The organism is Mastigocoleus sp. MO_188.B34, from assembly GCF_030065675.1.
In the GTDB taxonomy this organism is placed as follows: domain Bacteria; phylum Cyanobacteriota; class Cyanobacteriia; order Cyanobacteriales; family Nostocaceae; genus Mastigocoleus.
In genome coordinates this window covers 50,079-73,170 of sequence record NZ_JASJDK010000023.1, presented here as the reverse complement: position 1 = coordinate 73,170, position 23,092 = coordinate 50,079, and the positions used below count along the sequence as shown (strand labels likewise).

Annotated in this window: 18 protein-coding genes, 1 tRNA gene and 1 riboswitch; of the genes, 9 read left to right on the top strand and 10 right to left on the bottom strand. The window is 38.0% G+C overall.

Annotated features, from left to right (window positions below; all coding sequences use genetic code 11):
* The first annotated feature begins 210 nt into the window (after nucleotides 1-210).
* Nucleotides 211-816, top strand: coding sequence for a hypothetical protein (locus QNJ50_RS08705; RefSeq protein ID WP_300634151.1), 606 nt, complete (start codon nucleotides 211-213; stop codon nucleotides 814-816).
* Nucleotides 817-1,202: 386 nt separating this feature from the next.
* Complete coding sequence (locus tag QNJ50_RS08700; protein ID WP_027840904.1) at nucleotides 1,203-1,541, top strand: P-II family nitrogen regulator; 339 nt, start codon at nucleotides 1,203-1,205, stop codon at nucleotides 1,539-1,541.
* A 61-nt stretch (nucleotides 1,542-1,602) separates the two neighbouring features.
* Here the strand turns inward: QNJ50_RS08700 and rdgB are convergent, their stop codons facing one another.
* From rdgB to QNJ50_RS08675, 5 genes are all read right to left on the bottom strand, one after another.
* Nucleotides 1,603-2,172, bottom strand: a complete 570-nt coding sequence (rdgB, locus tag QNJ50_RS08695) for an RdgB/HAM1 family non-canonical purine NTP pyrophosphatase (protein WP_300634146.1) — start codon at nucleotides 2,170-2,172, stop codon at nucleotides 1,603-1,605.
* Between the two features lie 245 nt (nucleotides 2,173-2,417).
* A complete protein-coding gene (locus QNJ50_RS08690; RefSeq protein ID WP_300634144.1) occupies nucleotides 2,418-3,854 on the bottom strand; it encodes a phosphoglucomutase/phosphomannomutase family protein in 1,437 nt (478 codons plus the stop codon).
* Nucleotides 3,855-4,373: 519 nt separating this feature from the next.
* Complete coding sequence (locus QNJ50_RS08685) at nucleotides 4,374-4,874, bottom strand: plasmid segregation centromere-binding protein ParR (protein ID WP_300634142.1); 501 nt, start codon at nucleotides 4,872-4,874, stop codon at nucleotides 4,374-4,376.
* 5 nt (nucleotides 4,875-4,879) lie between these two features.
* Nucleotides 4,880-6,034, bottom strand: coding sequence for a ParM/StbA family protein (locus QNJ50_RS08680; protein WP_300634139.1), 1,155 nt, complete (start codon nucleotides 6,032-6,034; stop codon nucleotides 4,880-4,882).
* 651 nt (nucleotides 6,035-6,685) lie between these two features.
* Entirely contained in the window at nucleotides 6,686-7,774 is a 1,089-nt protein-coding gene (locus QNJ50_RS08675) for a Gfo/Idh/MocA family oxidoreductase (protein ID WP_300634177.1), read from the bottom strand.
* 676 nt (nucleotides 7,775-8,450) lie between these two features.
* Between QNJ50_RS08675 and queC the strand changes: the two genes are divergently transcribed.
* On the top strand, nucleotides 8,451-9,134 hold the full coding sequence (gene queC / locus QNJ50_RS08670; RefSeq protein WP_300634137.1) for a 7-cyano-7-deazaguanine synthase QueC: 684 nt from the start codon (nucleotides 8,451-8,453) through the stop codon (nucleotides 9,132-9,134).
* Here queC and QNJ50_RS08665 read toward each other — a convergent pair.
* From QNJ50_RS08665 to QNJ50_RS08655, 3 genes are all read right to left on the bottom strand, one after another.
* Complete coding sequence (locus tag QNJ50_RS08665) at nucleotides 9,124-9,300, bottom strand: alpha/beta hydrolase (RefSeq protein WP_300634134.1); 177 nt, start codon at nucleotides 9,298-9,300, stop codon at nucleotides 9,124-9,126. The genes queC and QNJ50_RS08665 overlap by 11 nt on opposite strands.
* A 2-nt stretch (nucleotides 9,301-9,302) precedes the next feature.
* Entirely contained in the window at nucleotides 9,303-10,682 is a 1,380-nt protein-coding gene (locus QNJ50_RS08660) for a hemolysin family protein (RefSeq protein WP_300634131.1), read from the bottom strand.
* Between the two features lie 158 nt (nucleotides 10,683-10,840).
* Nucleotides 10,841-11,539 carry a hypothetical protein gene (locus QNJ50_RS08655; RefSeq protein ID WP_300634128.1) on the bottom strand — a complete coding sequence of 233 codons (699 nt, stop codon included), beginning with the start codon at nucleotides 11,537-11,539 and terminating at the stop codon, nucleotides 10,841-10,843.
* A 451-nt stretch (nucleotides 11,540-11,990) separates the two neighbouring features.
* On the opposite strand from QNJ50_RS08655, the gene QNJ50_RS08650 reads away from it, so the two are divergent.
* Nucleotides 11,991-12,063 (top strand) — tRNA-Ile (locus QNJ50_RS08650).
* 470 nt (nucleotides 12,064-12,533) lie between these two features.
* Here QNJ50_RS08650 and QNJ50_RS08645 read toward each other — a convergent pair.
* The gene (locus QNJ50_RS08645; protein WP_300634174.1) at nucleotides 12,534-12,941 is read right to left on the bottom strand and encodes a hypothetical protein; all 408 of its coding nucleotides are present in this window, start codon (nucleotides 12,939-12,941) and stop codon (nucleotides 12,534-12,536) included.
* 223 nt (nucleotides 12,942-13,164) lie between these two features.
* Between QNJ50_RS08645 and pyrE the strand changes: the two genes are divergently transcribed.
* Complete coding sequence (gene pyrE, locus QNJ50_RS08640; protein WP_300634126.1) at nucleotides 13,165-13,785, top strand: orotate phosphoribosyltransferase; 621 nt, start codon at nucleotides 13,165-13,167, stop codon at nucleotides 13,783-13,785.
* A 345-nt stretch (nucleotides 13,786-14,130) separates the two neighbouring features.
* Here pyrE and thiC read toward each other — a convergent pair whose 3' ends face one another.
* Nucleotides 14,131-15,507: a phosphomethylpyrimidine synthase gene (gene thiC, locus QNJ50_RS08635; protein ID WP_300634123.1), complete on the bottom strand. Its 1,377-nt coding sequence runs from the start codon at nucleotides 15,505-15,507 to the stop codon at nucleotides 14,131-14,133.
* Between the two features lie 7 nt (nucleotides 15,508-15,514).
* Nucleotides 15,515-15,610, bottom strand: a riboswitch (TPP riboswitch).
* 138 nt (nucleotides 15,611-15,748) lie between these two features.
* On the opposite strand from thiC, the gene QNJ50_RS08630 reads away from it, so the two are divergent.
* The 4 genes from QNJ50_RS08630 (at nucleotide 15,749) to QNJ50_RS08615 (ending at nucleotide 22,502) form a co-directional block, all read left to right on the top strand.
* Nucleotides 15,749-16,381 carry an rRNA large subunit pseudouridine synthase E gene (locus tag QNJ50_RS08630; protein ID WP_300634120.1) on the top strand — a complete coding sequence of 211 codons (633 nt, stop codon included), beginning with the start codon at nucleotides 15,749-15,751 and terminating at the stop codon, nucleotides 16,379-16,381.
* Nucleotides 16,382-16,746: 365 nt separating this feature from the next.
* On the top strand, nucleotides 16,747-18,423 hold the full coding sequence (locus QNJ50_RS08625) for an ATP-binding protein (RefSeq protein ID WP_300634117.1): 1,677 nt from the start codon (nucleotides 16,747-16,749) through the stop codon (nucleotides 18,421-18,423).
* A 563-nt stretch (nucleotides 18,424-18,986) separates the two neighbouring features.
* A complete protein-coding gene (locus QNJ50_RS08620; protein WP_300634114.1) occupies nucleotides 18,987-20,963 on the top strand; it encodes a serine/threonine phosphatase in 1,977 nt (658 codons plus the stop codon).
* Between the two features lie 297 nt (nucleotides 20,964-21,260).
* Complete coding sequence (locus QNJ50_RS08615) at nucleotides 21,261-22,502, top strand: FHA domain-containing serine/threonine-protein kinase (RefSeq protein ID WP_300634112.1); 1,242 nt, start codon at nucleotides 21,261-21,263, stop codon at nucleotides 22,500-22,502.
* The last annotated feature ends 590 nt before the right edge of the window (nucleotides 22,503-23,092 follow it).

Here is a 23,092-nt window from a genome sequence, read left to right as displayed (position 1 = left end):
CTACAAATAATTAACTGAATTTATACTGATTTTAAATAATCCTTTAAAAGAATATAAATTCATTGATAATTGTAAACTTAAAACTTTGCTTGCTAAGGATTTTTCTACTATTCTAGGGCATAGTGCCTGCTTTTTCGGCATTTTAAGGCGAATTCGGCTGTTATTGTCTACTTTTTGTCAAATTTAACTCTTTTTTATTACAGTTTGCACATGAGAAGTATCTCCAATCCCATTCCGGGAAATATCCCAACAGCAAACGCCCATCATCAATCACCTTCCGTACCCTTGTCTGTGTATCGGGAATTAGCAGTTGAGTTACAGGCTGCGCAGGCAACAATAGATCGGTTAAACGATCAAAATCAAGAATTAACTCGAGAGAATCAAGAACTTCGTCAAGAAGTTAGCAAAGCTATCAGCACAGTTTTGCGATTACAAAATTTTATTGATTCTCAACAACAAAGCCGAGAATATCAAAAACCTCACATAGAATATAATCCACCTTCCCACGAACGAGTCGAACAACCTTCCCGTAAAAAAGTCGAACAGCGAAGTGAAAATCCTCGACGAGTGGTGAGAACTCCTCATAAAAAGAAGGTTGCTCGTCCTCGTCCCCCTGTTGTCCCACCACAAATCAAAATTTCTGATTCAGTACCCGAACAAGTATTAGTAGAAGAACAAGAGGTACGCTACTATCGTCAACGTCAACCCCAATCTTCAGAGGTGAATGGCTGGTTTTTGGCTTTAGCTATTATCTCAATCGTACTTACGGCTTTTGGTGCGGGCTATTTTATTGTCAGACCCCTATTAAAACGTTAATTAAATTTAATGTTTAGCGATTGATGCACCTAAGTCACCAAAACATATACGGTTATTTGCTGGAGTTTTAGGTTATAGGAGATACATGTTACAACAATAAGTTAATTGGGATAAATAACTGGGGTAAACCTTCGCAATCGCAATATTTATTGAATAACCTCAAATTGGTAGAATTAGCATCTACTGTAAATTAATGCTGCAAATAGTACATATCGAGTTTGACTTGTAAATTTTGATTTGATTTATAAATTTTAGTTTGAAATGTCAATTTTGATTTTAACTGTTAATCTCGAACAGCTTGCTCAGCATTAATCAAAGTAGTGTGAGCTAATTTAACGCTAATTCAATAAAAAATAAATAAAACTGTGGAAGTAAGGAGATAAACAATGAAAAAAGTAGAAGCTATCATTCGCCCATTCAAGCTTGATGAGGTCAAAATTGCCTTAGTGAATGCAGGTGTAGTCGGGATGACAGTTTCTGAGGTGCGTGGTTTCGGACGACAAAAAGGGCAAACCGAACGCTATCGTGGTTCCGAATATACTGTGGAGTTTTTACAAAAATTAAAAATTGAACTGGTAATTGAAGATGATTTGGTAGATCTTGTTGTGGATAAAATTATTTCTGCAGCCCGTACCGGTGAAATTGGCGACGGTAAGATTTTCATCTCCCCAGTAGAGCAAGTCGTACGAATTCGTACTGGGGAAAAGAACACTGAAGCTGTTTAAAGAAGGGAATAGGAAACAGTAAATAGTTATCAGTTATCAATTATTAGTTAATTGATAACTGTTAACTGATGACTGGTAATTGATTCATCAAAGCAGTAAAAGCCTTGCCTCTGTGACTAATTGAGCGCTTCAACTCTGGTGTCATCTCAGCGTAGGTTAATTGATGTTCGGAAACGAAAAATACCGGATCGTAACCAAATCCACCACAACCGCGAGGTTCGTGGAGAATTTCACCCGGACACAAACCTTCAGTTTCCAGGGCAATCGTACCATCAGGACGGGCAATTGCGATCGCGCAAACAAATTGGGCTTGTCGATTATCTTGGTTTGCTAGTTCTTTTAATAGCCGAGCGATGCGATCAGTATCTGTTCTACCATAGCGGGCAGAATATATACCTGGTGCACCATCTAAAGCATCGACTTGTAAACCAGAGTCATCGGCGATCGCCCAATTTTTTGTTGCGATCGCTACTTGGGATGCTTTTAAACAAGCATTAGCAGCAAATGTATCGCCTGTCTCTTCTATTTCAATTTCTGGTGGTTTTAGGGCTAATTCCCATTTGGAATCGGCAAGATAAGCTTGTATTTCCTTTAATTTTCCTGGGTTACCGGTAGCTACAACAAGTTTCATCGGTTAGCGATTGGGGATTAGGGATTAGAGATTAGGGATTGGGAAATAATTATAAACAAATAATTTGTTTTAATAAAATTCTTGTAGAGACGCGACATATCGCGTCTCTATATATATCGGAATTACAGGAAATATAGCGCTACCCATAAGTAAAAAGCTTGCAAGTCAAAAAGCTTGCAAGTCATAACTTTATTGCATAGCGCTATATTTAGACTTACAGTTAAGAATTAAAACACTAAATTAAATTACTCCGCCCAACTTTTTGCCCAAGCTAATGTTTTGTGGACAGTTTCCAGATCTGCAGCTTCGCAGTAGAGTCGTAAAACTGGTTCTGTTCCGCTAAAACGAATCATTAACCAGCTATTATCTTCCAGTCGGAATTTATAACCATCAATGGTTTTGCAATCAACTACTTTCTTACCCAAGATTTCCGTTAAGGGTTGGGTTTCTAATTGTTTGAGCAAACGCGATCGCACTTCCATATTTGCAAGTGGTAAATCGATGCGATCGTATGCGGAGGAAAATCCTACTTGTTGTTGTAGGTAGCGGTAATAGTCGCTCAAATCTTTACCTGACTCAACCATTGCTTCCAAAACATACAATGACGAAAGCAAAGCATCTCTTTCAGGAATATGGCTTCCATAACCAATACCACCAGATTCTTCACCACCAAGTAATACTGTAGAATCTAGCATCCGGTCGGCAATATATTTGTAACCTACAGGTGTTTCATAAACTGATAATTTATGAAGTTCTGCAACCTTTGGAATCAAATCCGAACCACTCACAGTTTTGACGATTTCCCCACCAAAATTACGTCTGACTGTTAAATGATCGATTAATATCGGAATCAAGATTTGGGAACTGAGAAAATTCCCTTTGCCATCCACAGCAGCAATGCGATCGCTGTCCCCATCAAAAACTAATCCTACAGTTAAATTTGCAGAATTTTCTTCTCGATGGGAATGTATTACCTTAAACAATTGAGAAAGATATTTCGGTAAAGGTTCTGGCGCACCGCCTTCAAACAATGGATCGCGATTGCTGTTAATTTCTCTAACTCCGTCACCTAACAGCATACCCAGACCACCAGCAGCAGCACCGTGCATGACATCCCCAAATACGGTTAGCTTACCTTCTTTAATCGCAGAGCGAATTTTTTCAATATTTACTTTCGTTTCTAATCCCTGACAATAACTTTCCCAAGGGTTAAATGTTTCTTCTGTTCCTGCTGTGCTAGCAGGTTCTACCCCTTCGGACAATAATGCTTCTATTTTCTTAGTAACTTCTGGAGGTACAGAACCACCAAAAGCACTTTTAACTTTCAATCCCAAATATTCCCCAGGATTGTGAGAAGCTGTGATGACTAATGCTCCCAAAGCATTTTGTTGTTTAGCCGCCCAGCTAAAAGCCGGTGTAGGTGCAAAAGTTTCGCTAAATACAATATCAAAACCTGCAGCCTTAACAACATCAGCGACTTTACGAGCAAAATTTTCTGCCATAAATCGTCTGTCATAACCGACAATAATTTTTCGGTTACCGACATTTTTACCATATGTATCAAATAAAACTTTAGCAGCGATAGGCGCGACCCAAGCTACACGCTCAAAAGTAAACTCATCGCCAATCACTCCTCGCCATCCGTCCGTACCAAACTTGATTGATTTAACTGCAACTGGCATTGAGTAATCCTACTATATATGCAATTTCTCTTGGGATGGATTTTAACACCTTTATCAACGAACAGTTAACAGTTAACAATCACCAGTAATTGATAAGTAATTAACCACTAGCAGCGAAAAATCAGATAGCTCAGATCAAAATAAAAATAAAGGTTTTCTTTAACGGTAAAAATCAAAATAAATTTTCTAATTACCAAATATCAATTACCCATTCTTACTATTGAATATAAACTATTGCTAAAAAACATCCGTATTTTCTCTCGACTGCTCAATAAAAATGCTATAATCAGTGCAGTGATAATACGTACAATATAAAAATCTAGTGCGATTTAAACTTGATTCTGTCAATGTTGGTTTTGTCAATATTGGCAAACAGATAAGTAAAAAAGTACAACTGTCAAACATCTATGCCAGTTGTTTGGAGAAAAAACATCTCGAATAACAAAATTGGCATTGTGACTAAGCCCCACATCAGATGTTTGACAGCAGTACAAAATTTCACACCCTAGAATTTTGCCTTTAAAAGTCTTCCACGAACTGGCTTATGCGGCTAATGACAGGGTCATCCTCTTGAGGAGGATTTTTGGGGGTAGGAGGAGCAGGTTTGGCTGCTTCAGCTACCACTTTTGATTCGTTTGGAGTTGGAATGGTACCGCCCTGATGAGCTGATACTGCTAACTGTGCGATTTGTTGGCTGAGTTGCATCATGTGGCGCTCCATCATATCCAATCGATTGGATTCTTTCGCAAAGAAACGCTCCTCAAGATCCGCCATTTGACGTCTCAATTCAGCCACCTGCTGTTCTATGCTCCCAACGGGAGCATTTTCTGCGACTTTAGAACCAGGCTTGACAGAATCGGGGACGCATAAAGCTTGCCACAAAGCTTCTTTACAAAGGTCGCTGAATGTCTTTTCTGGATCTTCTTCCAGATACCTTTCTACAAGGTCTAACAAACTCTCATCAGCAACACCAGGGTTGAAAGTAACTGATTTAACTACTTTTTTTGACCATTGGAACATTAGCGTTAAGCCCTAGAAGAGCGGGAGGAAGAGAATTGAGCCTCTCCATAAATAAATTGTCCTAAAGCATTTGCTTGTCTGGAGGGTGCAGCTAAGTGGGCATTAATTTGTGCTTCTTTGAGTAGACGCTGTACGTCTTCCCAAAAGAACTCGCCGCCGCCACCAGTTAAAATTACATCTGTAACACGTTCTGGCAGCCATGCTAACACACGGCTACAAATTTCACGAGAAAACATTTCTCTCAAGTTCGGTAGAAAGTCATCTAGGTTTGTAGGTTTACTAGCACCTCTAGGACGATATAAACGTTCACCTTTAGGCTTATTCACTGCTGCGATTAAAGATAGAGACTGACTGTCAGCTCCTTCTATTTCCTTCGCAACTAGTTCGTAAAATTTATTCATTCCGAAGTCTTCGCTCTTGGAAGCACCTCTTGCAAAGCGGAAATTATCTATCATCAAACAGTCGGTTGTTTGATGCCCGATGTCTACAATTGCGACGGAAACTTTGGTGAAGTCAGGAGTAGCTGCTCCTTTCTTGGGTTGAGCTTCACACCACAAAAGGCTACCGTAGCCTTCTGGCATGATCCAAACCTTATTGACGTTCAATTTGACTTCTTCCCCACGAAAGTTCATCACATGAGGTCCGCTAACTTGGGATATCAACTGTGATTTTTCTTTTTCAAACTGCTCTTGGGAATGATAAGGAATACTCAAAACAATTGAAATATCGTCTTTGAGCTTAAAATAACCAGCACATGCTAATACTTTGATCAACGCATCTTCAACTTTGGATTGACCTACTCCTAAATTTGCTCCAAAGTCAGCGGCTAGTTGACCGACAGCGTATCCATCTCCTTGATACTCCAACCATAAATCCATTAGTGGGTCGGTCGCACGGGCTTCGAATACTCCGCCTCGGACCTGCTCCATAGTCATTCGTTTGACATTGGCCGAAACGAATATAACATTACCAGGGTCCCGGCTTACACAACTTTTGGTAGAAGTTCTTCCCAAATCTACACTCAGGATACCTTTTGCCAATACAGTGCCGTTGGGCTTGGGTGTTGTTGTGCTTGTGTTTATGGGGGTGGAAGCCGATACTCTGTTCATGGGTATGGCTGCGGCGTTCATTGGGGTAGCTGCTGAAGGTTGGTCTGTCATGAAAATTCCTAGTTTCTACTAAAGCTCTAACAAGTTATCATGCTCATCTTACAAAATACGGGCATCATAAATAATTGGCAGCGTTAAATATTGCTACAAATTAAGACAAGAATTACGGAGTTTACGAACATCGTCTAACCCGCTAGATGCCTGAATTACTGTTATGTTGCCACCAAACAACTAATTCCATACTTGATAATGGTATTTTTTTAGACAAATTTATGAATGTCTATTCTTATTTGGCAGCGCTATTGGCTATGTTTCTGTTTTTTTGGTAGATTTAATCACCCTGGCAATGATACAAGTGTTCTTAGTCACAAGTCCCAAGTTCTAAAATAAATTTGACCTTGGAGCTTAAAATTTATCAATAAGTTATCACCTTACTGTTTAGACAATTGATGAGTATATTAGCAAATCTACTCATCAATTGTCATAATTACTTGTATCAAATATTAATAAAAATACGTATTATTCCTAATACTAAAGAAAATCAGATAGTAGATCGTACAATCTAATCAATAGTATTCTTTTATCGTTAATTGTCATATTTGTCAGCCCTAGTTAGTAACAATTATTTGCTTAAACAAACAAAAGGAGGAATTGACAAAGCTTCCTCCCTTTGGTACTCAGTCGGGAAATAGTTTGAAACTTTTATACTGTAGGTGTCAAAGACTGTGTGATCGTCTCGGATTGCCAATCTAATGGGTTCAAAACTTTATCTTCTAATGCCATTTGTTCGATTAAGCTTGCTAGCCGCAGGGCTTTGAGTGCTTGTTTGCCACCAACTGATGGTTGATTACCACCACGTACGCAGTTAACAAAGTGTTCTAATTCAGCTCGTAATGGTTCAATGTTGCTGGTGTACACTTTTTCGATTACACCATCTTGTTTGTATAACATTTGCCGAGAATCATTTGTCCGATTACCGCTGATATGCCGATGAATCAGAATTTCGTTTTGCAAGAAATCAGCTTCGGTAAATGAGTTTTTGCAATGGGCAACAATGCGTCTGATTTTACGGTGAGTTATTTTACTAGCGGTCAATGTTGCGACAATCCCGTTTGCAAATCCCAAAGTAGCAGTAACATAATCGAGAAAACGATTTTCCGGAGAACGATTACCGCTAGCTGTAAGTTTAACGACTTGGGAGCCAGCCACTTCTAATAAAAGGTCGATGTCATGGATCATTAAATCCAGAACTACCGATACATCGTTTGCTCGATGAGAATAAGGACTCATTCGGTGAGCTTCAAGGGCTAATATTCTTTCTGTTTTGAGTACTTTGCTTAATTCTTGAAATGCAGGGTTAAAACGTTCAATATGACCTACTTGTAATATGCATTGCGATTCCGCAGCAGCATTAACCAATGATTCCGCTTCAGAGATACTAGCAGCAATTGGTTTTTCTAATAAAACATGAACTCCCGATAGAAGACAGTTCATGCCTACAGCGTAGTGTAAACGTGTGGGAACAGCAATACAAACTGCATCAACTAAAGGTAAGAGTTCTGTGTAATCTTCGAAAAAACGTACCTTATATTTGCTAGCCGTTTCCAATCCTCGCTCAACATCAATATCTGCTACACCTACGAGTTCAACATCTTTCATTAAACTCATAACACGAGCATGATTTTGTCCCATGTTACCCACCCCGATCGTGCCGATACGTATCGGTCGTGGCTGTTGGCGCTGTGTATGGGAATTCTGTTCTGACACACAGTTGCTCTCTTGCACTATTATTAATCTCCTCAACCACCAAATTTAGAGACGCTACAATCTTTGGCGTTCAGACTTAAACACCAGTTTTGACCCGTCTAAAACCATCCAGATGGTAACATGGAGGTTCTATTTATGAAGAATTTCAAAGTTTACTGTGAGTTCCCGGCGCTTAATATTGTTTTATTTGTTTGATGAACATTAAGTAATGCTTGTATGCGATAGAACAAAAGAATGTACTTTTTTGACTCAAATTTTTTACTCATATTTTTAATGCCAGCAGCAAAATAAATCCCTTGAAAATCTAAAATTAATGGGGTGCAGGGATCGATTACAAACTGAAATTGAGATAAGTCAAGAAAAATTATTGTTATGGTTTTTTTATGGGATATTGCTGAAATAATAACGATCCCAAAAGTATTAACTAAAATTTCATTACACAAATAAAAATATAAATAACAAATAATAATTTCCATTGAACATAAAATTAATTCTGTAAACTATTTAACTTAGTCTTGTTGATTTTTAGGATCGTTTTTTCATCAAGAGTTCCTGACATAACACTTGGCATAAAATTTTGAATGGCTTTAAATGACGTAAATTAGTGGTTGCAAAAATATTCTGATATTTAATTGGTTCGCTACAAATTTTCTGCAAAAGCGTAGCGTTAATTTTGGATAGTTCTTGATAAAAAATTTAAATGAAAGCTGTAATTTTGTTATCTGGCGGATTAGATTCGTCTACGGTTTTATATCAAGCCCATTCTGATGGTTGTGAATGTTATGCAATTTCATTTGATTACCAACAACGCCATCGTCGGGAATTAGAATCGGCGCGCTTGGTTGCACAAGCAGCAGGTGTGCTAAACCATCAAGTTGTTAATTTTGACCTGAGACAATGGGGTGGTTCAGCACTGACAGATAATTCGTTGGAATTACCCCGCGACCGCGACATTATGCAAATGTCCCAGAACATTCCGATTACCTACGTTCCCGCTCGTAATACAATTTTTCTCAGTTTTGCTTTAGCCTATGCAGAAACTATTGACGCTAACCGGGTCTATATTGGCGTGAATGCTTTAGATTATTCAGGATATCCTGATTGTCGCCCTGATTATATCCAAGCAATGCAAGAGGTATTTCGTTTGGGAACAAAGCAAGGAAGGGAAGGACAACCAATTAAGATTGTCACACCCCTGATTAATTTGAAAAAAACCGAAATTATCCAGTTGGGTAATAAATTAGGAGTTCCTTGGGAGCTTACTTGGTCTTGCTATGCGGGGGAAGAGATATCCTGTGGTGTTTGCGACTCTTGTCTTCTAAGACTTGAAGCTTTTGCTGAATTAGGACTTAAAGACCCGATACCTTACAGGGTTAATGGGTAATTGGTAATTGGTAATGGGTAATGGGTAATGGGTAATGGGTAATGGGTAATGGGTAATGGGTAATGGGTAATGGATAATGGGTCACTACAACTGGTAAATCCCAGTCGCCAATCGCCAATCCCCAGTCGCCAGTCGCCAATCGCCAATCCCCAGTCGCAATCCCCACCCCTAAGCATCAGATGTTTGTTTCTGGATGATTTTCGCTCCGTTTAAACGGCGTAATTGGATTTGATGGAGACGCGGTCCCACAACCGAAACAACGGTAAATTCCAAATCGTAGTAGGTAAATACTTCTCCAAAAGAAGGAATTTTTTGCAAATTGTACAGAATAAAGCCACCCAAGGTTTGATAATCCTTGGTCAGAGGTAAATTGATATCTAAAACTTCATTCAAGTCTTCCAAGTTGATTTGAGCTTGAACTAAAAATGTTTGTTCGTCTAAAATCTGTATCAATAATTTGTCGTTCTCTTCTGTATCTTCTGTATCGCCAATAATCTGAGCGATTACATCTTCTATTGTTACTAGTCCTACAGTTCCACCAAATTCATCCACTACCATTACCATTGTTGGCTTATCTTGCTGCATCATTGGTAACAGTTCGTTCAAAGGAGTCCGTTCTGGAACAAATCTCACCTGACGCATCCAAGACTGAATTGGCGCATTCAAGTCAATATTTTCCGAAGCTAGAGCTTTGGTTAAGTCTTTAAAGTAAATAATGCCCCTAATATCATCTAAAGATTCGCCAATCACTGGGTAGCAAGAATAATCTGTAGAAGCCATTTGCTTTAGACAGGTTTGAATTGTCGCATTTTTGGGTATGGTAGTAATTCTGCTGCGGGGAACCATAATGGCTTCAGCAGTCACTTCCCCAAATTCAAAGACTTTTTTGAGTAATTCCCGTTCTTTTGCTTCTAACCCTGTCGATTCCCGTTCGGTAGAGATAATTAGCTGTAATTCTTCTGGGGTTACAGGTGTTCTCCAGCTCAAACCGGTGTATTCAACGCCAAATAAGCGTAGTAACCAACGGGTGGAATGGTTCAAAATCCAAATAAACGGACTAAAAAACCGAACAATCGCTCTAACTAATGGACCTAAAAATCGTGCTAATTTTTCTGAGTAAAGTATTGCTACTGACTTAGGACATAATTCTCCCAAGACAATTTGTAAATAAGCAATTAAAAAAAATGCAATGGGTATTGATATTGAGTGAGCCACTACAGGACTCATAATCTGCGGTAAAGGTAAAGATTGAAGCCATGCATTAATCAAAATCGCAATCGTACCTTCCCCAATCCATCCTAAGGCAAGACTAGATAAGGTAATACCTAACTGGGTAGTAGATAGTAACCTGTCAATGCTACGTTGTAAGACTTCAACAGCGATCGCTTGAATGTCACCAGCTTTAACTAACTGATGAATCCGCGATCGCCTTACTGTTACTATGGAAAACTCTGCCGTCACAAAAAAAGCGTTGATAACAATCAGTAGGATTACTGATAATAATCTCAGCCCGATATCCGTCCAATAAAAGGTAGGAGAAGCACTCACTGCACTCGAACTCGCATAAAAATTACACCCCGGTGGGGAAAATAGTGTTTGGGTCTGGGATGAAGGTTTATTTGATTGATTGTTGCGAGAAAAGTGTTAGTTTCCTTACTCATTCACATACCCCCTTAATTCCCTATCCCCAATTTAGATTGCTTTAGTTATTTTTCTACCGGAATATTAGAAACTTCCAAACGCAATTTTTGTGCTGGATAATCTGTAAGAGCAAGGGAAATCTTTTTCACGTTGTCTAACAGAGGGGTAGGAATATTAATAGTTCCATCATGAGTGGGTCCGTTGGCTGTTAACTCCGAAGGTAAGCCTTGGGTACTTGCACTCAATGTTCTGCCTCTATCGTCAGTAACGTCTAAGAAACTATACAGAAATCGTACGGAATCATCCCCTTTGTTTTGCATTCTGACTTTCAAGATTAAGTCGCCTCCAGAATAGCGACTCGACAGTACGGATAATGTAACGCCTTCACTTTCTGTTGCGATTGGAAAGCCCTTTTGGGGCTTTTCTGGGGTAGTTTGCTCTGTGTTTTGTGTCTCGGCTTCTTTGTTGTTTTCGATATCTTCCTCATCTAATAATTTTCTAGCCTTAGTGGTTTTAGCTTTACCTTGAACTCTCGCTTTAACAATTTTTAATATTTCTTCTTCCTTTAAAAAGTTTACCCCACCATCTTGGGGATATCCGGTTTTTGGACTCGGAAGTTTGCTGTTTGGACGTCCGTCAGGGGGTGATACACCTTTAAGTGCAGAACTTCCAATAGTGAATCCCCAAAAAGCACTTACAGAACCCGCTCCCAACATCATGGATAACAAAATTAATGTTAGAAGTACAGTCGAATTTATTCTCATTTTTGACAAGCTACTTTAAAATATTCTATCTGCTGATTAAATTTTGAAGTTGTTGCTTCAAACAAATGCGAAAAATGTTTATTTTTACGGAATTTTACGGGAACTTGGAAGGCTATCGGCTTTCCTTAGTGGTTATTTGACTAGTTTTCAATTATTCTCTAGTCAAAAAGTTAAAGTCGAGTACTAATAGTTTGCACTATTTCCTCAATTATTTATGTAAAACAGACTGGACTTAAGCCAAATAAATCGATCATATTTGATTTCTAAAATTCCTTATTCCTCCGGTCTTCCCTGTCCGAAAGAAAAAGTTATCCCCAGTTTTAGCAATTTTTGTCAAGTATTAATTTTGTTGAAAAATTAACTTCGTGCAACATCAACTTGACAAATAATCTGCTATCCTAATTTTAGGATTTCCAAAATAGCAAATATACGCTATAATCATTTTCTGAAACCAGGGTTGGCCGAGCGGATGAGGCAGCGAACTCATAATTCGCCTTAGGCAGGTTCAACTCCTGCACCCTGGATTGATAAACTCCAAATCTCAATATCTCCTTTTAAAGCCTCAGCCTAAACTTGAGAGGTTTATTTTGAGATATCAACTTCAAGTTTAAGTTTGAAATTGAAACTAAAAATTGGCAATACCTCTGTAGATGGTAAATCTCGGAGAATCATTTTTAGGAATCATCAAGTTTTTATATAATAGGTTTTAGGTTTATTTTACATTTGTTACAGTCTTAAAAAGACTTAACACTCAATTCCCATTTTCCAAGTAATTCTTTGAATTCAATAATCAATACTTTTACGTTGATTCAAGTTCAGCACCCTCAAGTAATTCATTATTGTTCCCAAGTGTTAAAAATTTAAATCCTGAAATATTGAATACTATTTACAAGTAAACAGCTTTTTTGCCCAACTCAGAACAAATATTTGATTTACAAAAGTTAACTGAACTTGATATCACAAAAATAAGAATTGTTAGCCGCAGCAAAATATTTTAAGGAGATGGTATTTCCTCAAAACGGAATTCAGTACCTGTTTTTAACTCACTGCGCCTAAACTTCGGAGATGACAATAAAGAAGAGTTATATGGATTTGGTAGGTCGGGGGTGCGGATATAGGGATCGCTACCAACTTGCTGTTGGAGCATATCTTGATAAACTTCATTTACTAATTCCGCATCACGGGCGATTTCACTCTCTGGGAAGGAATTGCGAAATAGAGAACCTGGTCCTAGCAAAAAGTCAACTTGGCGTTTGAGAGAATTATTTTGATAAAAATTAGGGTCATTTTTGAAAAAAGCCCTTTCAATGATGTCGTTGGGTGTTTCGTAGTTGTTTGTTTGTGCTTCAGTTACTACTGGACTGAATAAAATTATAGGCGTAGCTATAAGTGCAATAGGCATAGCCATCTGCTTGCAGATCGCACTCCTAAAAGCTTTAAGTTTTAAGTTCCCATTCAAATTCAAGTTCAAATTCATATTTAAATTCAAATTCACAATTTTAGTCCTTTACGTTTGAGTTTACTTTTGGGTTTGTTGTGTATTTGAGCGAGTATTAACTTATCCTTAATTACAGAACTTAGATTAGTTCAATCTTTGGTTTAGCATAATTTTTTATACATCTGTAATGACAAATCAGTCCCAATCCCTGGCACAATCGGACTCACAGCAATATAATACTGAGTTAAATAATTTACGTAGAGATTTGCTGGATTTGTTTTCCCGATTAGCATATCAAGAAGGAGATTTTGTTCTTTCTTCTGGGTTGCGTAGTTCTTACTATGTGAATAAAACTCAAGTGACCTTGCACCCTCAAGGTGCTTTACTCATCGGTCAAATAATTTTTTCTATGTTACCTACTGATACTGAAGGGGTCGCAGGATTAACATTAGGAGCAGATCCAATAGTGACAGCAGTCAGCGTCATCTCAGCGCAAAACAAACGACCCATACCAGCACTTATTATTCGGAAAGAAGCCAAGGGACATGGAACCAAAGCTTATATTGAAGGACCAAACTTACCACCAGGGGCAAAAATAATAGTATTGGAAGACGTTGTCACCACCGGACAATCAGCAATGAAGGCTGTTACCAGACTTAGAGATGCAGGTTATACCGTAGAGCAAGTCATCTCGTTGGTAGACAGGTTACAAGGTGGTGCGGAGCTTTATCAATCAGCAGGATTAAAATTTTCAGCAATATTTTCAATTACTGAAATTCAAAAGCGCTTTAGGGAGTTGAGGAGATAGGGATTGGCAAAATATTGGCGATAGGGGATTGGCGATATGCCGTAGGAATCTGCTTTGCAATCGGGAATAGGGATTAGAGATTTGGAACTAGGTTCTAATGTGAATGAAATTTAGCCTTGTAATATCAAGAATTTTAAGAGCCGTTAGAAATCAGCTTTTTATTTAATTCCACGGAATAAAGTGATTCCAGTTCTAATTCACATAAGTCGTAACCAGTAATTCAAATATCGTTCTGGGTCTTCCCAGTAGCCAATCCCCAATACCTAGTCGCCAGAGGCTCCGCCGACGCCGTAGGCTCTATGCCGCAAGGCGGCACGCAGTGCTATACCTAATCCCCAATCGCCTTTAACCAGTTGTAACTTCTTTATCTTTTGCCAAAAATTTCTCTAACTCTGTCAAAGCATCAGCATCCACTTTAGTTTGCATAGGACAGAATTTTGGTCCGCACATCGAACAGAATTCTGCTGTCTTGTAAATATCTGCTGGTAGAGTTTCGTCGTGATATTCTTTAGCTCTTTCGGGATCGAGGGATAATTCAAATTGACGGTTCCAATCAAAGTTATAACGAGCGCGGGAAAGTTCGTCATCTCTGTCTCTTGCTCCCGGACGTCGTCTACCGATATCTGCCGCATGAGCAGCAATTTTATAAGCAATTAAACCATTACGAACATCTTCAGCATTGGGTAAACCAAGGTGCTCTTTAGGTGTTACATAACATAACATTGCAGTACCATACCATCCTGCCATTGCAGCTCCTATGGCAGAAGTAATATGGTCATATCCAGGAGCTATATCAGTTACCAAAGGACCAAGAACGTAGAATGGTGCTTCGCTGCACTCTTCCATTTGTTTTTTGACATTAAATTCAATTTGATCCATCGGTACGTGACCGGGACCTTCCACCATAACCTGAACGTTATGTTCCCAAGCTTTGCGAGTTAACTGTCCGAGGGTTTTAAGTTCGGCTAATTGGGCTTCATCGGAAGCATCATGGGTACAACCAGGTCTTAGAGAATCACCCAAACTAAAGGAAACATCATATTTTTTAAAGATTTCAATGATGTCTTGGTAATGGGTATATAGTGGATTTTGTTTGTGGTGATGTAACATCCACCTGGCAATAATACCACCACCGCGAGATACGATACCTGTAATTCGGGTCTTAACCAAAGGCAAGTGTTCTATCAAAATACCCGCATGTATGGTCATGTAGTCTACGCCTTGCTGGGCATGTTTTTCAATGATATGGAGAAAATCATTCGCGGTGAGATTTTCAATCCGACCGTGGACGCTTTCTAATGCTTGATAAATTGGTACTGTTCCAATCGGGACGGGCGAAGCTTGAATAATCGCAGTACGAATTCGATCTAAGTCACCTCCACCAGTGGATAAGTCCATGACTGTATCTGCACCGTACTTAACTGCTAAGTTAAGTTTTTCCACCTCTTCAGACAAATTAGAGGAGTTGGGAGAAGCACCAATGTTAGCATTGACTTTGCACTTGGAAGCAATACCAATACACATTGGTTCTAGGTTGGTATGATTGATGTTGGCAGGAATAATCAACCGTCCCCGTGCGACTTCCTCTCGAATTAAATCAACGGGAAGATTTTCGCGCTGAGCGACGTAGTACATCTCTTCCGTGATGGTACCCTGACGAGCGTAATGCATTTGCGTTACATTACTTTGACCGCGCCGCTTTGCAACCCATTCTATCCGCATATTAAATTTCCTGTAGTAACAGCTTCCCTCCGCCGGTATTACCCGGACTCAGGTGTTAAGGGTTTAATCTCAGCCTCCTATGTAGGCACCCCTAGCATGGTTATGAATTCTACCACTTTTAATTGGTATAAGTTAATAGTTATTTAAGAATAATTATTGGAAAAATATAGATTGGGATTGGGATTTGTCAATTGGTAACTTGTCATTGATACCGATCCTCGGTGAATTGAATAAAAGAAAAATGACAAAAGGCAAACAACAAAGACAACAAAAAAGAAATCAAGATCGAACTATCTTGTTTTATAAACCCTACGGAGTCCTCAGTCAGTTTACAAAAGATAATCCAAATCGGAGTACGCTTAAGGATTATATTCAACTTCCCGATGTCTATCCCGTAGGACGTTTGGACTGGGATAGTGAAGGTTTGATGTTGTTAACTAATAATGGTCGCCTGCAACATCTTATTTCCCATCCTCGATTTGGACACCAACGTACTTACTGGGCGCAAGTTGAAAGAATTCCTGATGAACAGGCTTTGGAAAAATTACGAACCGGAGTCTCAATTAAAAACTACTTTACTAAACCTGCACGAGTTAAATTATTACCGCAAGCACCCAATCTACCTGATCGCAATCCACCAATTAGATTTCGCCTCAATGTACCTACAGCTTGGCTAGAAATGACCCTAACAGAAGGTAAAAACCGTCAAGTACGCCGCATGACTGCATCTGTTGGTTTTCCCACCTTAAGACTGGTAAGAGTCAGTATTGCTAATTTATCTTTAGAAAAACTTCAGCCCGGTCAATGGCGTTATCTTAGCTCTGCTGAATCCAAGAAGGTTTTCTCAGTTAACCATTCCTTATCCTATGAATAAATAAATGCAAAAATTATTGAACTAAACTAAATCTATATATAACTTTTATTAAAAGTCGAAATGGGCAAATTTCAGGCAAATTTCAAAATATTTGAGTTTTAGAATTCCAGCTATTTATGAAATCCAGTTATTCATGGAATACAGCTATTCATAAAAGTTAGAGTAACAAGCTATAAAAACAAATGCACATAATGTTTTCATAACAGTCGTATTTTGCCAAAAGTCAGATTTTAATCTGCACAATACCGGTTTTGAAATATTTTTAAATTTGAAACTAATTTTAAAGTTGAGATGAATTGTTGGGTGTAATAATGGACTCTAGGCATCTATCTACTAGGCATTCTATTTGCCATAAAAAAATACCAATGAATGAACCTCCTTGCTGGAAATTTTTACCTGAAGGAAATAATTATGTGGATAATTCTTTATTTGAAATTTTGTTTCCAGTAAGGCATGATTCCTTATGTGACTCTTGTCTCTATAGGAATTCTCCTCCTGTATATCTGTGCGTAGATCTGAGTGGCGAAATTTTATCTGTCAACCGAATAGGTGCTTTATCCCTAGGATATTTACCTGAGGATTTACTCAAAAAATCTGTATTCCAGTTATTCGCTGCTTCTGAAAAACCGTTATTGACTGAAGCTTTTACCAGATTATCAAATCAAACTATAGGCAATAAGAATCACTATTGGTATTTTCAGCTGGAATGTCCGGGCTGGAATCTTGCTTGGGTGAAAATTAATGCTAGAACCTCAGCAAGTAAAGACCACAAGCCCGTAATTCTGATGGTATTCGAAGAAATTACCGCCTGCAAGCACACAAAATATGCAATGGAAGAGAGCGAGCAAGATTTTGGGTTCCTTGGGGCTACCGTGGATGATATTCCAGTGATGTCGTGGATGAGTAGCTCCGATGGATGCTATTCATTGTTCAACAAGCAGTTACTTACGTTCATTGGTTATGATACGTGGACTTGCAAACTGAAAAGTCCAGAACAAATAATCTATCATCGAAAACCATCCGATTTAGATTGGTTAGAACTTATTCATCCAGATGATAAAAATTTATACTTGGATAGTTTTGAACAAGCATTCAGCACAAAAGAACAATTCCAAATCGAATATCGTTGTAAAAAAGCTGATGGCGAATATCGTTGGCTTCTAGACCGAGGTTCGCCTAGATTTGATGAAAAAACTGGTAATTTCTTAGGCTATATCGGTTCTTGTGTTGATATAACTGAAAGTAATCTTGCAAAAACAGCATTAGAAAAAAGCAAGCAGGCTTTACAAAAAGAATTAGAAGAAAAAATAGCACTGAACCACCTAAGGGATGAATTTCTTGGTAAGATATCCCATGAATTGCGCGCGCCATTGAGTAATATGAAGATGGCTATTCAGATGTTAGGAATAATCTTGGAACAGAGGGATAAATCCCTTCCAACACAATCAGAAGCCAGATACGAGATCCCATCCAAGGCAGATATTTATTTACAAATATTAAATAATGAATGCGAACGAGAAATTACCTTAATCGACAATTTCTTAGATTTACAACGCTTGGATAACAATCCCCAGGGATGGGTTCTTGAAAGTATTTCCGTACCAGAATGGCTGTCACAGGTAGTGAGAGTATTTCAATCGCGACGATGTAATTGCTGCAAGCATGACCTGCAATTAGATATTGCAAGTGATATTCCTTTACTAACTTGCGATCCATTTACCTTGGAACGTATCATCATTGAATTGTTGACTAATGCTTATAAGTTTAGTCCTTCTGGGGAAAAAATTATTATGAGTGTCCGAGTTAAATCTCAAAACATTCAGTTTCAGGTCACAAATACTGGCGTAGAAATTCCGGAAGCTGAATTAGCTCGTATTTTTGATAAGTTTTACCAAATTCCCAGTAATGATCCTTGTAAACAAGGTGGAACCGGCTTAGGCTTAGCATTAGTGGAAAAACTTACTGAGTCTTTAAGAGGAAATATTACAGTCAAGAGTGATTCAAACTATACTTGTTTTACAGTTCAATTACCTATTGACTAGATTGAACCGACATAAGTTAAAGTAAAACTCTGGCATAAAAATCTGGAAAAATCTGGAAAATTTATATATCTTCTGTCAAGCCTAGAAATATCTTATCCAGTATATTATTTAAGTTTAAACAATTTCTAAATTCAACCAATTTCTAAATTTAACCGAAATATCATCGAGTATATCTGTTCAAATCATACTATACACAGATATCTTTACTTTGGATTATTTACACCAATAAAACTATCCTAATAAACTGAGTTTATCTGGGAGCTAGCATTTAAAGTTAATTTACTTATACTTTGTTTATATTGTTTATGAAACTAATTAAATTGTTAAGATATATGTTGATGTATGCACACTATTTCAATTTGATGACAACTTATTTGTAGTAATTCACTTGCCGATAATTTAAAACTAAGCGTTAATATACATAATAATTAATAATGTTATATAAATTATCCACTAAAAATGCAATCTATTACCAATAAATGTACTTCAAGTATGTGAAAAAATGGTAATTGCAATTGTAGTTGATAGGAGCACCTTGGAACGGGAATGAAGGAACTTCCGAAATGCTGATTTGCCCTCAGTGTAAATTTGAGAATCCGAATAGCAATAAATTTTGTCAAAACTGCGGTACTTCCCTGACCCAAAAGATCTGTCCCGAATGTGGCACTGGTGTGGCAATTAATGCCAAGCAGTGTGAAAGCTGTGGTGCTGAATGTGGAGTGGTATGGTTAGCAACCATTGTCAAAACACCAACGGGACAAATTACGGTTAATAGAGGGGAATCTAGCGGGGATAGTTCAAAAGAAACCGAAACAACAAGTAATAGCGAACTAATTAGTTCCGAACAAGTTGTTTTTCTACCACTGGAAGTAGGTTATCATTTAGACTCACAACAACGCTACCAATTATTAGAAAATCTACCCATTTGGGAGGAATTTGAAGCAGAAAGTGAGATTTGTGTCAAAGTATTGGACTCCCAACCATATCAGATATCACCACTCACGGCAGTTTTAGAAAATATTTCTAGAAAGACTAATAGTGAAGTACTAAAATCAGAACTAATACCAGATGTTGCTAAAACTTATGTCGCTTTATATCCTCAAGTGCATTATGGGGTACCCCTAATTCATGATGCATGGCAACAAGGAGATATGCAAGTAATTTTGCTTGAAGATAGGTCTAATTGGAAATCACTGTTGGATTTATGGAGTGCAGATACAACTACATCATTCCAAATTTTACATTGTTGTCACCAAATGACCGTACTTTGGCAAATTCTCGAACCATTCAATTGTTGCCGAAGTCTCTTGCAATTACCTAATCTTAAGCTGGATGAAGACCAAGCGGTAGCCTTACAAAAGCTATACTTTGATTCTGTCAGCGACGATATAAATAATGTTGGAATTTCATCTTTGGCAAAAAAAGGGACACATACACCCGTACAAAACTCACCATTGAAAGTTCAAGCTTTGGGAAGGATTTGGCAAGCTTTGTTTCGTCAATCTCAACGAACCCAGGTTGGTGCTTTTGTTGAGTTATTGGGGGATTTAGAATTTGGTAAAATCCAAACCTTGAAGCAGTTACAGCTGCGTTTAGAGGAGATAGGTACCCAATTGCAATATTCAAACAATATTGCTTCACCAACACTTTTACAAGTAAATGATGATATAGAAGAAGGGGAAAAAATGAATGAAGATTCACCAACAGTAACATTACCTCTCCATCTTATTAGTTTGGAAGATGCAGGAGTAACAGATGTAGGATCTCAACGCGACCACAATGAGGATTACTTTGGAATTGAAACTAAAATTAGTAAGCTGGAGCTACCCAGAAGTGGAAATATTGGAGCGCGCGGCTTGTATATTCTTTGTGATGGGATGGGCGGACATGCGGGGGGAGAAGTTGCTAGCAAATTAGCAGTTGATACTCTACGAGAATATTTTCAAAAGCACTGGATAGATACCTTACCCAGTAAAGAAACTATTTTGGAAGCTGTGAACTCTGCAAACAAAGCCATTTATGATGTCAACCAACAAGAAGCCCGTTCTGGTATCGGACGGATGGGAACAACCTTGGTAATGGTTTTAATACAGGATACCAACGTCGCAGCAGTTCATGTCGGTGATAGCCGTCTTTACCGTTTAACTCGCAAACGTGGGTTTGAACAAATCACTGTAGACCATGAAGTCGGTCAGCGAGAAATTATTAGAGGGGTGGATCCTTCCATTGCTTACTCTCGTCCTGATGCGTATCAATTGACACAAGCGCTCGGGCCGCGAGATGATAGTTTTATTGCTCCAGAAGTACAATTTTTTGATATTGATGAAGATAGTTTATTTATTTTAGTGTCAGATGGTTTGTCGGATAACAATTTATTAGAAAATCACTGGCAAGAAAGTTTGCAACCTTTGCTTAAAAGTGATGCTAATTTACAATCTGGACTTAGAGAGTTAATAGATCTGGCTAACAAATACAATGGTCATGACAATATTACAGCAGTACTTATTCGCTCAAAAGTTGGAACAAATGTTCGTTGTTAACAATGTCAAAAGATGAAAAATTAGTCCTATTATGTTGACCTAAGAACCCAAATAGAGGACTAAACTTATAAACTAAGTCAAATGTCTTCAAATTTTGTTTTTGACAGCATGTTTACTTAAAACACAGTAAATCTTTCTTCTTACAGTCTTTGATAAATTTTGTTTGAGAAAGGGTATTTACCTGCAAATATTAGGAAAAACTTATTGGGCTGTTTAATTTTGCAGATACTTGCTCAGTTTTCTTGATTCTATTCAATCTTTAGCTTCTATTCAATCTTCAATTTCTAAATTAAAAGTGTGATCGCGCTGACTTTGTTAAAACTGCAACAAAAAACGCCAATTCGGGAATGGCATTTTGAAGGCGAGTCAATCATTCGCATTGGTCGCGCTGTAGACAATCACATTGTTTTAACTGATAATCTTGTTTCTCGACATCATTTAGAAATCCGTCAAACCCGTAATATTGATGGAAGTATTGGTTGGCAAATGATTAGTCAAGGTATTAACGGTACTTTTCTCAATGGTGTTTTGGTAACTAGCAACAAATTGCAAAATATCGAAGATAACTCAGAATTACAACTAGCCCAGGGAGGTCCGTTATTAAAATTCGAAATTAATCCAGTGAATGCCGAAAAACCATTTACTAGCCCATCTCCAACAAGTAATAAATCTACTAATAATTGTAAGCATGAAGGAAATTCAGCTGGCAACTTATTTTGTATTCACTGCGGACAGCCGTTAAATATAAGACAAAGAATTTGTCATTATCAAGTCTTGCGTCCTTTGGGACAAGGCGGGATGGGAACTACTTACCTCGCTTGGAACGAAAGAGGTAAATTTGTTGATCGATCCCAACTATTGGTATTAAAAGAAATGAATGCTGATATGGCAAAAATTTCTAAGGCGCAAGAATTATTTGAACGTGAGGCGAATACCCTTCGCAGTCTCAATCACTCTGGTATTCCCAAATATTATGATTTTTTTGTAGAAGCAGGTAAAAAGTATTTGGCAATGGAATTAGTCCATGGTAAGGATTTAGAAAAATTAATTTGCGCAAATGGTCCTGTATTGCCAAGTCAAGCAATTACTTGGATGATTCAAACTTGTGATATTCTTGAATATCTTCACAGTCATAAACCACCTTTGATTCATAGGGACATCAAACCTGCTAACTTGATGGTAAGAAATGCCGATAATCACATCATGGTTTTAGATTTCGGTGCAGTTAAAGAAATTGGTACTACACCAGGAACTCGTATAGGTGCTGAAGGCTATTGTGCACCAGAACAAGAAAGAGGACAGCCTTTGACCCAGTCCGATTTATATGCTATTGGACCAACACTAATTTTTCTACTTTCTGGGGAAAATCCATTTAAGTTTTATCGTCGTCGCGGTAATTCTTTTCGATTCGATCTTAGTAGTATCCCTACATTTACTGACAAACTAAAAAAGGTTATAGATCGCACTACAGAACCTCTACCGCGCGATCGCTATCAAACAGCAAAAGAGCTAGCCAATGCTTTGGGTGATTGCCACTAGCTTTTGGGGCATCTACGACAAACAGGATTTACTAATTAATGTTCTAACCTTATTACACAGCGTTATATAAGTGAAATATAACCTGTAGTCACGCCAGAGTATCCTGGGTGGAAGAGACCCATCAAAGCACTAAAAAACTACTCATAATAGGCTTAGATTCTATTGATACCTTAACCCAATAACATAACGCTATGTCTTTAAAAACAAGATAGAGGTATTAATTATCACTCAAAATTGCGAGAAAAAAACACAATTCATAATATTGGCTCTGTGCGGATGCTGGGATAATACAGGGAACAAAAATTTTTACGGCTAATTTCCAGACCATAAACTTATCTAAAATTATGTTTGCTAAGAAGTACTCAAAAATCCTGGAATAAACAAATATATCACCCATCAAAAAATATCAAGAAAACTATCTGGATAACTGATGTCTAGGTATGAAGGATATTATCTTGTATGCTCTTTTAAAACCATTTTCTACTAGTCTTTTGCAATTTATGGCGCTACGCGCAAGTTAAAATGTGACCGGCAGTCAGGCATTAACGTAGTGTGACGCGTTATAGACAGCAAAGCTGTTCATCCGTCAG

Bases quoted from the DNA above. Each gene is read 5' to 3' on its own strand.
- QNJ50_RS08630 (WP_300634120.1), top strand. From the start codon at position 15,749: ATGACAAAAGGCAAACAACAAAGACAACAAAAAAGAAATCAAGATCGA.
- QNJ50_RS08680 (WP_300634139.1), bottom strand. From the start codon at position 6,034: ATGACAGACCAACCTTCAGCAGCTACCCCAATGAACGCCGCAGCCATA.
- QNJ50_RS08645 (WP_300634174.1), bottom strand. From the start codon at position 12,941: ATGCCTATTGCACTTATAGCTACGCCTATAATTTTATTCAGTCCAGTA.
- QNJ50_RS08700 (WP_027840904.1), top strand. From the start codon at position 1,203: ATGAAAAAAGTAGAAGCTATCATTCGCCCATTCAAGCTTGATGAGGTC.
- QNJ50_RS08690 (WP_300634144.1), bottom strand. From the start codon at position 3,854: ATGCCAGTTGCAGTTAAATCAATCAAGTTTGGTACGGACGGATGGCGA.
- rdgB (WP_300634146.1), bottom strand. From the start codon at position 2,172: ATGAAACTTGTTGTAGCTACCGGTAACCCAGGAAAATTAAAGGAAATA.
- QNJ50_RS08685 (WP_300634142.1), bottom strand. From the start codon at position 4,874: ATGTTCCAATGGTCAAAAAAAGTAGTTAAATCAGTTACTTTCAACCCT.
- QNJ50_RS08620 (WP_300634114.1), top strand. From the start codon at position 18,987: ATGCTGATTTGCCCTCAGTGTAAATTTGAGAATCCGAATAGCAATAAA.
- pyrE (WP_300634126.1), top strand. From the start codon at position 13,165: ATGACAAATCAGTCCCAATCCCTGGCACAATCGGACTCACAGCAATAT.
- queC (WP_300634137.1), top strand. From the start codon at position 8,451: ATGAAAGCTGTAATTTTGTTATCTGGCGGATTAGATTCGTCTACGGTT.
- QNJ50_RS08705 (WP_300634151.1), top strand. From the start codon at position 211: ATGAGAAGTATCTCCAATCCCATTCCGGGAAATATCCCAACAGCAAAC.
- QNJ50_RS08625 (WP_300634117.1), top strand. From the start codon at position 16,747: ATGAATGAACCTCCTTGCTGGAAATTTTTACCTGAAGGAAATAATTAT.
- thiC (WP_300634123.1), bottom strand. From the start codon at position 15,507: ATGCGGATAGAATGGGTTGCAAAGCGGCGCGGTCAAAGTAATGTAACG.
- QNJ50_RS08655 (WP_300634128.1), bottom strand. From the start codon at position 11,539: ATGAGAATAAATTCGACTGTACTTCTAACATTAATTTTGTTATCCATG.